The sequence below is a fragment of the Streptomyces huiliensis genome, from assembly GCF_020037025.1.
Taxonomy (GTDB): Bacteria; Actinomycetota; Actinomycetes; order Streptomycetales; family Streptomycetaceae; genus Streptomyces; species Streptomyces huiliensis.
The window spans coordinates 1-7,746 of record NZ_JAIQLH010000328.1; the positions used below are offsets into that span (position 1 = coordinate 1).

General features: G+C 75.6%; 9 protein-coding genes. 6 read left to right on the forward strand and 3 right to left on the reverse strand.

The annotated features are described in order from the left end of the window. Positions 1-87: 87 nt before the first annotated feature. On the reverse strand, positions 88-1,677 hold the full coding sequence (locus JNW98_RS32465; protein WP_223771891.1) for an FAD-dependent oxidoreductase: 1,590 nt from the start codon (positions 1,675-1,677) through the stop codon (positions 88-90). Between the two features lie 182 nt (positions 1,678-1,859). Between JNW98_RS32465 and JNW98_RS32470 the strand changes: the two genes are divergently transcribed. Then, positions 1,860-3,065, forward strand: coding sequence for a zinc-dependent alcohol dehydrogenase (locus JNW98_RS32470; protein WP_223771892.1), 1,206 nt, complete (start codon positions 1,860-1,862; stop codon positions 3,063-3,065). Next, positions 3,062-3,742, forward strand: coding sequence for an HAD family hydrolase (locus tag JNW98_RS32475; RefSeq protein ID WP_223771893.1), 681 nt, complete (start codon positions 3,062-3,064; stop codon positions 3,740-3,742). Before JNW98_RS32470 ends, JNW98_RS32475 begins: the two co-directional genes overlap by 4 nt. A 52-nt stretch (positions 3,743-3,794) precedes the next feature. On the opposite strand, the gene JNW98_RS32480 is transcribed toward JNW98_RS32475, so the two are convergent. Continuing rightward, the gene (locus tag JNW98_RS32480) at positions 3,795-3,950 is read right to left on the reverse strand and encodes a hypothetical protein (protein ID WP_004955622.1); all 156 of its coding nucleotides are present in this window, start codon (positions 3,948-3,950) and stop codon (positions 3,795-3,797) included. Positions 3,951-4,164: 214 nt separating this feature from the next. Here JNW98_RS32480 and JNW98_RS32485 point away from each other — a divergent pair, with 214 nt between their 5' ends. Next, entirely contained in the window at positions 4,165-4,671 is a 507-nt protein-coding gene (locus tag JNW98_RS32485) for a DUF6328 family protein (protein ID WP_223771895.1), read from the forward strand. 119 nt (positions 4,672-4,790) lie between these two features. Beyond that, complete coding sequence (locus JNW98_RS32490; RefSeq protein WP_223771896.1) at positions 4,791-5,114, forward strand: plasmid stabilization protein; 324 nt, start codon at positions 4,791-4,793, stop codon at positions 5,112-5,114. A 22-nt stretch (positions 5,115-5,136) separates the two neighbouring features. On the opposite strand, the gene JNW98_RS32495 is transcribed toward JNW98_RS32490, so the two are convergent. After that, positions 5,137-6,156 carry an SMP-30/gluconolactonase/LRE family protein gene (locus JNW98_RS32495; protein ID WP_223771897.1) on the reverse strand — a complete coding sequence of 340 codons (1,020 nt, stop codon included), beginning with the start codon at positions 6,154-6,156 and terminating at the stop codon, positions 5,137-5,139. 165 nt (positions 6,157-6,321) lie between these two features. Between JNW98_RS32495 and JNW98_RS32500 the strand changes: the two genes are divergently transcribed. Further along, positions 6,322-6,858 carry a DUF1360 domain-containing protein gene (locus JNW98_RS32500; protein ID WP_223771898.1) on the forward strand — a complete coding sequence of 179 codons (537 nt, stop codon included), beginning with the start codon at positions 6,322-6,324 and terminating at the stop codon, positions 6,856-6,858. A 35-nt stretch (positions 6,859-6,893) separates the two neighbouring features. After that, positions 6,894-7,746: SDR family NAD(P)-dependent oxidoreductase (locus tag JNW98_RS32505; protein ID WP_223771899.1), on the forward strand; the 853-nt coding region annotated here is incomplete at its 3' end.

Consider the following 7,746-nt stretch of genomic DNA (forward strand, 5'->3'; position numbering starts at 1 on the left):
GCGGTTGTACCGCGCGGAGCGCGGGTTCAGGGGGTCCGGGGGGGCTTGTCCCCCGGGACGCGGCGAAGGGGCGGGTCCGGGGCACCCTCACCCCCCGGCCTCCCGCCGCTCCAGCGGCCGGACCGCCGGTCCCTGGAGGACCGAGCCGTCGGGCGCGAAGCGGGAGCCGTGGCAGGGGCATTCCCAAGCGCGCTCGGCCGCGTTGAAGGCGACCAGGCAGCCCAGGTGCGTACAGCGGGCGGAGACGGCGTGCGCGGTGCCGTCCTCGTCGCGGTAGACCGCGCAGTGCCGGCCGTTGACGCGTACCACCTCGCCCGTGCCGGGGGCGATGCCGGCGACGGAGTCGGCGCCGCCCGGGCGGAGGCGGTCGCCGACGAAGTGCCGGGCGACCTCGGCCTGGTGCCGGAGGAAGGCGGGGGCCTCGCGGACCTGGGTCCACAGCCGCCGGGGGTCGTACAGGTCGGCCCAGGGCGGCCGCCGGCCCTCGACGAGTTCGGCGAGCAGCCGGCCCGCCATGACGCCGCCGCTCATGCCCCAGCCGCCGAAGCCGGTGGCGACCCAGGTGTGGCGGGCGCGCGGGTGGAAGGGGCCGACCAGGGGGACGGTGTCGGTGGAGTCGTTGTCCTGGGTGGCCCAGTGCCGGTCGAAGACGATCATGGGGTAGCGCTCGCGGGCCCAGGCCGCCAGCCGTTCGAAGCGGGCCGCGACGTCGGCGGTGCCGGGTTTGAAGCTCTCGCCGGTGACGATGAGCAGCCGGCGGCCGTCGCCGTGCGGGGCGCTGCGGACGGACCGCTTGGTGCCCTCCTCGGTGATGTACATCCCGCCGGGGTCCTGGTCGGCGGGGACGGTGCCGGTGACCACCAGTTCCCGGCGCGGGGACAGCCGGGCGAAGAGCAGGGCCCGGTCGAAGACGGGGTAGTGGGTGGCGACCACGACGTCCCGGGCGGTGAGCACGGCGCCGTCGGCGGTCGTCACCCGGCAGGGCGTGCCCTCGTCCAGGCCGGTGACGCGGGTGTGCTCGTGGAGGGCGCCGCCGCGGGCGACCAGGTCCCGGGCGAGGGCGAGCAGGTACTTGCGCGGGTGGAACTGCAGCTGGTCGTCGAGGCGTACGGCCGCCTCCACGCGGTACGGAAGGCCGGTCCGCTCCGTGTACGTCGCGTCCAGACCGGCCTGCGCCGCCGCGTTGACCTCCTCGCGGACCTCGCCACGGGCCTCCGGGCGGGTCACGTAGGTGAAGGCCGGGCGCCGTTCCAGCTCGCAGTCGGCCCCCAGCAGCGCCGCCACCTCCGCGACGTGCTCGACCGCCTCCGACTGCGACCGCGCGTACAGCCGCGCGCCCTCCGGGCCGCGGGTGCGCCGCAGCCGGGCGTAGACCATGCCGTGCAGGGCGGTGACCTTGGCGGTGGTGTGGCCCGTCACCCCGGCGGCGATCCGGTCCGCCTCCAGGACGGCCACGGAGCGCCCGGCGCGGGCGAGCTCCCACGCGGTGCTCAGCCCGGCGACGCCCCCGCCGATCACGGCCACGTCCACATCGGTTCCGGTGCCGGTGAGCGGGGGGTACGCGGAGTCGGGGGAGGCGGGAGCGGTGGACAGCCAGTAGGACTCGGGTTCGCCCTGGAGGAGCGGGCCGGAGGAGCCGTCGGTCGGGCCGGGTGAGGAGCCGGGAGGGTGCGCCATGGAGGAACGGATTCCCCCGCGCGGCGGACGTACCCGGGGCCGCGTCCGCGGTTCGTCCGTTCGGCCGACCGCCCCGCGCCCCGGTTTCGCCGCCCGCCCCCGGGGAACCCGGCATCCGGAATCCGGCCCCCCGGAGCACGGATACGGCGAGAACCAGCACGAGGCAGCACGAGGGAGACGGCATGCGGGCCCTGACCTGGCACGGAAAGCGGGACGTCCGGGTGGAGACGGTCCCCGACCCCCGGCTGGAGGAGCCCACGGACGTCATCGTCCGCGTCACCTCCACCGGCATCTGCGGATCGGACCTCCACCTCTACGAGGTCCTCGGGCCGTACCTCGACCCCGGCGACATCCTCGGCCACGAGCCGATGGGCGTCGTCGAGGAGACGGGCCCGGACGTGACCGCCCTCGCGCCGGGCGACCGGGTCGTGGTGCCGTTCAACGTCTCCTGCGGCGCCTGCCACATGTGCAACCAGGGGCTGCAGTCGCAGTGCGAGACCACCCAGGTGCGCGAGCGCGGCATGGGTGCCGCCCTGTTCGGCTACAGCAAGCTCTACGGCCAGGTGCCCGGCGGGCAGGCCGAGTTCCTGCGGGTGCCCTTCGGCAACACCCTGCCCGTGAAGGTCCCCGACGGGCCGCCCGACGAACGGTACGTCTACCTCTCCGACGTCCTGCCCACCGCCTGGCAGGCCGTCGAGTACGCCGCGATCCCGCCCGGCGGCACCGTCACCGTGCTGGGCCTCGGGCCCATCGGCGACATGGCCGCCCGCATCGCCCTGCACCGCGGCGCGAGCCTGGTCGTCGGCGTCGACCTGGTGCCCGAGCGGCTGGCCCGGGCCGCCGCCCGCGGCGTGACCGTCCTCGACCTGCGCGCCCACACCGAGCGCGGCGACGACGTCGTCACCGCCATCCGGGACCTCACCCAAGGGCGCGGGACCGACGCCGTCATCGACGCCGTCGGCATGGAGGCGCACGGCGCGCCCGTGTGGAAGACCGCCCAGCAGCTCGTCGGGCTGCTGCCGGACGCCTGGGCGCAGAAGCTGATGGACCGGGCCGGCGTGGACCGGCTGGCCGCGCTGCACACGGCCATCCAGGCCGTGCGGCGCGGCGGCACCGTCTCGCTCTCCGGTGTCTACGGCGGGATGCTCGACCCGATGCCGATGATGACGATGTTCGACAAGCAGATCCAGCTCCGCATGGGCCAGGCCAACGTCCGCCGGTGGGTGGACGACATCCTGCCGCTGCTCGACGACGCCGATCCGCTGGGCGTCGAGGGCTTCGCCACCCACACGCTGCCGCTGGAGCAGGGCCCCGAGGCCTACCGGACCTTCCAGGCCAAGGAGGACGGCATGGTCAAGACCCTGCTGAAGCCCGGGGCCGCCGCGTGACCGGCCGGCCGCGCGCGGCCCTCCTCGACGTCGACGGCACCCTCGTCGACACCAACTACCTGCACACCGTCTGCTGGTTCGAGGCGCTCCGGCAGGCCGGGCACCGGGTCGCGATGACGGACGTCCACCACACCATCGGCATGGGCTCCGGCAGACTCCTCGACCGGCTGCTGGGCGAGGACCGCGACCGCGACGCCGACGAGGGCATCAGCGCGGCGCACAAGACGCTCTACGCCACCTGGTTCGAGCGGCTGCCGGTAGTCGAAGGCGCGCGGGAACTCGTCCGGGCGCTCGCCGGGCGCGGCTGGCGCGTCGTCCTCGCCACCTCGGCCCAGGGCTCCGAACTCGCCGCGCTGCGCGAGGCGATCGGGGCCGACGACGCGATCATGGCCGCGACCAGCGCGGACGACGTCGAGGCGAGCAAGCCAGCCCCCGACCCCGTACGGCAGGCGCTGGAGCAGGCCGGAGCGGAACCCGGACGCGCGCTGTTCCTCGGCGACACCGTCTGGGACGTCCACGCCGCCCGGAAGGCCGGAGTGGGCTGCGTCGCGCTGCTGTCCGGCGGCATCGCGCGCGCCGAACTGGAGGAGGCCGGCGCGGTCGCGGTCTACCGCGACCCCGCCGACCTGCTGGCGGGGCTGGACGACAGCCCCTTCGCGCGGCTGGAGGACGACTGACCGCCGGCCGCCGGTGACCCGCGCCCGGCAGGACGCCCGGCGCGGGTCCGCGCTACCAGCGGTACCACCGGCCTCCGCCGGAGCGGACGAGGAAGCCGAGCAGCCAGATGACCAGCACGGCCAGCGCGATCCACCACAAAATCTTCACCGCGAAGCCCGCGCCGAAGAGGATGATCGCGAGGATCAGGACCAGGAGCAGCGGCACCACAGTGATCACCTCCTGTCGGTCGCCCATCCGCCATGGGGACGGCCTGTGTGCATCTCCAGTGTCCTCCGCCTGATCCGTTTTGTCCTGGTCGTCCACCCCCGGAATCCGGTGGGCGGAAGCCCGCCCGCACACCGGTGGGACCCCCGGAGCCGCCCGGGGGCGCGCATGACCGGGTACGCGCGGGGTACTCGCCCCGGCCAGAGGAGGACGCCCCATGCCCACGCCCGGAGGACGCGACGACCGCGCGCGGACCGGGGGACGCGACGAGTCACCGGAGGAACGCGCGGACCGGCGCTGGAACGAACTCCTCCAGGAAGTGCGGGTCGCCCAGACCGGGGTGCAGATCCTCTTCGGCTTCCTGCTGACCGTCGTCTTCACCCCGCGCTTCACCACCCTCTCCGCGACCGACCGCACCATCTACGTCGTCACGGTGGTGCTCGGCGCCGCCACCACCGGCTCCCTCATCGGGCCCGTCTCCTTCCACCGGATCGTCACCGGACGGCGGCTGAAGCCCGAGACGGTCGTGTGGGTGTCCCGGCTGACCGTCGTCGGCCTGGTGCTCCTGCTGGCCACGGTCGCCTCCGCGCTGCTGCTCATCCTGCGGCTCGCCCTGCGCGGCCCGGCGGTGCCGTGGGTGGTCGCCGGGCTCGTCGTGTGGTTCGTCCTCTGCTGGTTCGCCCTGCCCTGCTGGGCGCTGCTCCGCTACCGCACCCGCCGGTGACGGCGGCGGCCGCCGCGCCCGATCGGTCCCGTCCCCCCGGCGGCGGCCCGCATGCCGTGGGACGGTGAGGGCAGACGAGCCGAGGGGGGAACGAGCGCAGCGAGCGAAGGAGTGACCCCATGCCCGCAGGATCCAGCCCCAAGCGCGAACGGCAGTACGAGCACATCAAGGACAGCGCGGAGTCGCGCGGCGCGAGCGAGAAACGCGCCAAGGAGATCGCGAGCCGCACGGTGAACAAGGAACGCGCCCGCGCCGGCGAGTCCAAGACGGCCAGCCGCACCTCCCTCCAGGACATGTCGTCCTCCAAGCGGGGCGGTCAGCGGTCGCACACCGGCGCCAAGGGCCCGACCAGGGACCAGTTGTACGAAGAGGCCAAGAAGAAGAACGTCGAGGGCCGGTCGCACATGAACAAGGACGAGCTCAAGCGGGCCCTCGGACGCTGATCCGCTCTGCGGCGCCCGGCAGTTACGCGGCGCCCGGCAGTTCCGCCATCCCCACCGCGGGCTCCAGCAGGCTCCCCAGGTACAGCCGCCCCGCGTGTGCGCAGACGCTGGTCACCATGCGGAAGCCGGACCCCGGCCGCCGCAGGTCCCGGACCACCCGGCCCGCCGCGTCCAGCGCCAGCAGCCGGGTGACCGGCCGGGGACCCGGCAGCAGCGCGGACGGCAGCGCCCAGACGGCCCGTCGGAGCACCGGCGGCGACCGGTGCAGCAGGTCGAGCAGGGGCTCGCGCGGACCCGCCAGCGCCACCCAGACGAGACCGTCCGGGCCGGTGGAGAGGTTGTCGGGGAAGCCGGGCAGGGCATCGGCGAACACCTCCCGGCCGCCCGCCCGCGGGCCCGTCAGCCACAGCCGAGTCAGCCGGTACGCGCCCGACTCGGCGACCACGACCGAGGAGCCGTCGCCGGCCAGGGCCACACCGTTGGCGAACTGCAGCCCCTCCAGCACCACTTCGGGGCGCGCGGCCCCGGGCTCGTACCGCAGCAGCCGCCCGGTGCCGGAGTGCTCCAGCAGGTCCCCCATCCAGTGCTCCAGCGGGAACCGGGCGGAGGCGTCGCTGACGTACACCGCGCCGTCCGGCGCGACGACCGCGTTGCTGCACACCCACAGCGGATCGCCGTCCGCCCCCAGCAGCGTCTCGGTGCGGCCGGACGCCGGGTCGAGGCGCAGCAGGCCGCGCTCGGCGTCGCACACCAGCAGCCGCCCGTCGGGGAGCGGGCAGAGGCCCAGCGGCCGGCCGCCGGTGCGGGCGAGCGTCCGGACCGGGCCGCCGGCCGGGTCCACGGAGAGCACCCGGCCGTCCGCCACCCCGGTCAGCACCCGGCCCGAGACGGCGTCCCACCGGACGTCCTCCGGGCCGCTGGCGCCCAGCGGCAGCCGCCGCACCGGGGGCAGTACGGCCGCGCCCGCGCCGGGGACCGGCCCCCGGGGGCGGCGCGGCGGCTGCCAGACGACCGGACGGAGCGGGGGTTTGCGCGAGGCCATGGCGAGAACCCTTCCAGGCGGGACGAGGCCGGGAGCGTACCCGCGCCCCCTCCCGGGAAACCGCCGGTACCGGCCGACGTGCGCGCACCGCCACCCCGTGGCACGGTGGGCGGGCGCGGCACGGACCCATCGAACCCGACCGACGCGCGCACAGCAGGAGGCACCATGCCGAGCCCCGAGGACCCTGAGGCCGCCGAGAACGGCCTGCGGCGGGCCGCAGAGGACGAACGGGCCGCCTACGGCGGCGAGGACCATCCCGTCGGCGCCTACACCGGAGCCATGGCCGTCTACGCCGCGGGCATCGCCGCCCTGGCCGGGGCCGCCCGCCTCACCGGCCGCCGGGTGCCGGAACCCGGGCCGTGGGACGTGCTGTTGTGCGCGGGCGCCACCCACCGGCTGTCCCGGCTCCTCACCAAGGACTCCGTGACGAGCCCGCTCCGGGTCCCGTTCGCCCGCTTCCGCGGCGCCGGCGGCCCCGGCGAGGTCCAGGAGGAGGTCCGCGGCCACGGCGCCCGCAAGGTCGTCGGCGAGCTGATCACCTGCCCGTTCTGCACCGGCATGTGGATCGTCAGCGGGCTGGCGGCCGGGCTGGTCTTCGCCCCCCGGCCCACCCGGCTGGCCGCCGCCGCGCTCACCGCGCTCACCGGCTCGGACCTGCTCCAGTTCGTACGGGTCCGGATGCAGCAGGCCGTCGGCGAGTGACCGCCGAGGGCGCCGAGGACGCCAAGGAGGGTGCCATGACGCAACCGTCCCACGACCGCCTGGCGGGCCGCGCCGCGCTGGTGACCGGGGCCTCACGGGGGCTCGGCCTGCTCATCGCCCGCGAACTCGCCCGCCGCGGCTGCAAGGTGCTCATCTGCGCCCGCGACGGCGAGGAACTGGGCCGGGCCGAACGCATGCTGCGCGCCGAGGGCGCCGAGGTCCGCGCCCTCGCCTGCGACGTCACCGGCCCCTCGGCCGCCCGGCGGCTCGTCGACGCCACGACCACCGCGTTCGGCGGCCTCGACGTCCTCGTCAACAACGCGGGCACCATCCAGGTCGGACCGGTCTCCGCGATGACCGAGACGGACTTCCGCGACGCGATGGAGACGATGTACTTCGCGCCGCTGCGGCTCGTCCTGACCGCCCTGCCCGAGCTGCGCGAACGCGGCGGCGGGCGCATCGTCACCATCGCCTCGCTCGGCGGCCGGGTCGCCGCCCCGCACCTGCTGCCGTACGCGGGCGCGAAGTTCGCCCTCACCGGGCTCTCCCAGGGGCTGCGGGCCGAACTCGCCGCCGAGGGCGTCAGCGTCACCACCGTGCTGCCCGGCCTGATGCGCACCGGTTCGCACACGGCCGCCCGCTTCAGCGGCCAACCGACGCGGGAGTACGCGTGGTTCGCGGTCTCCTCAGGGCTGCCGCTGCTGTCCATGGACGCCGAGCGGGCCGCCCGCGCGATCGTCCGCGCCGCCGAACGCCGCCGCCCGGAGCTGGTGCTCACGCCGGTCGCCAAGGCCGCCGTCCGGCTGCACGGCGTGGCTCCCGCCACCACCACCCGCGCCCTCACCCTCGGCGCCCGGCTGCTGCCGCGCGGCGGGCCCGGCCCCGCGC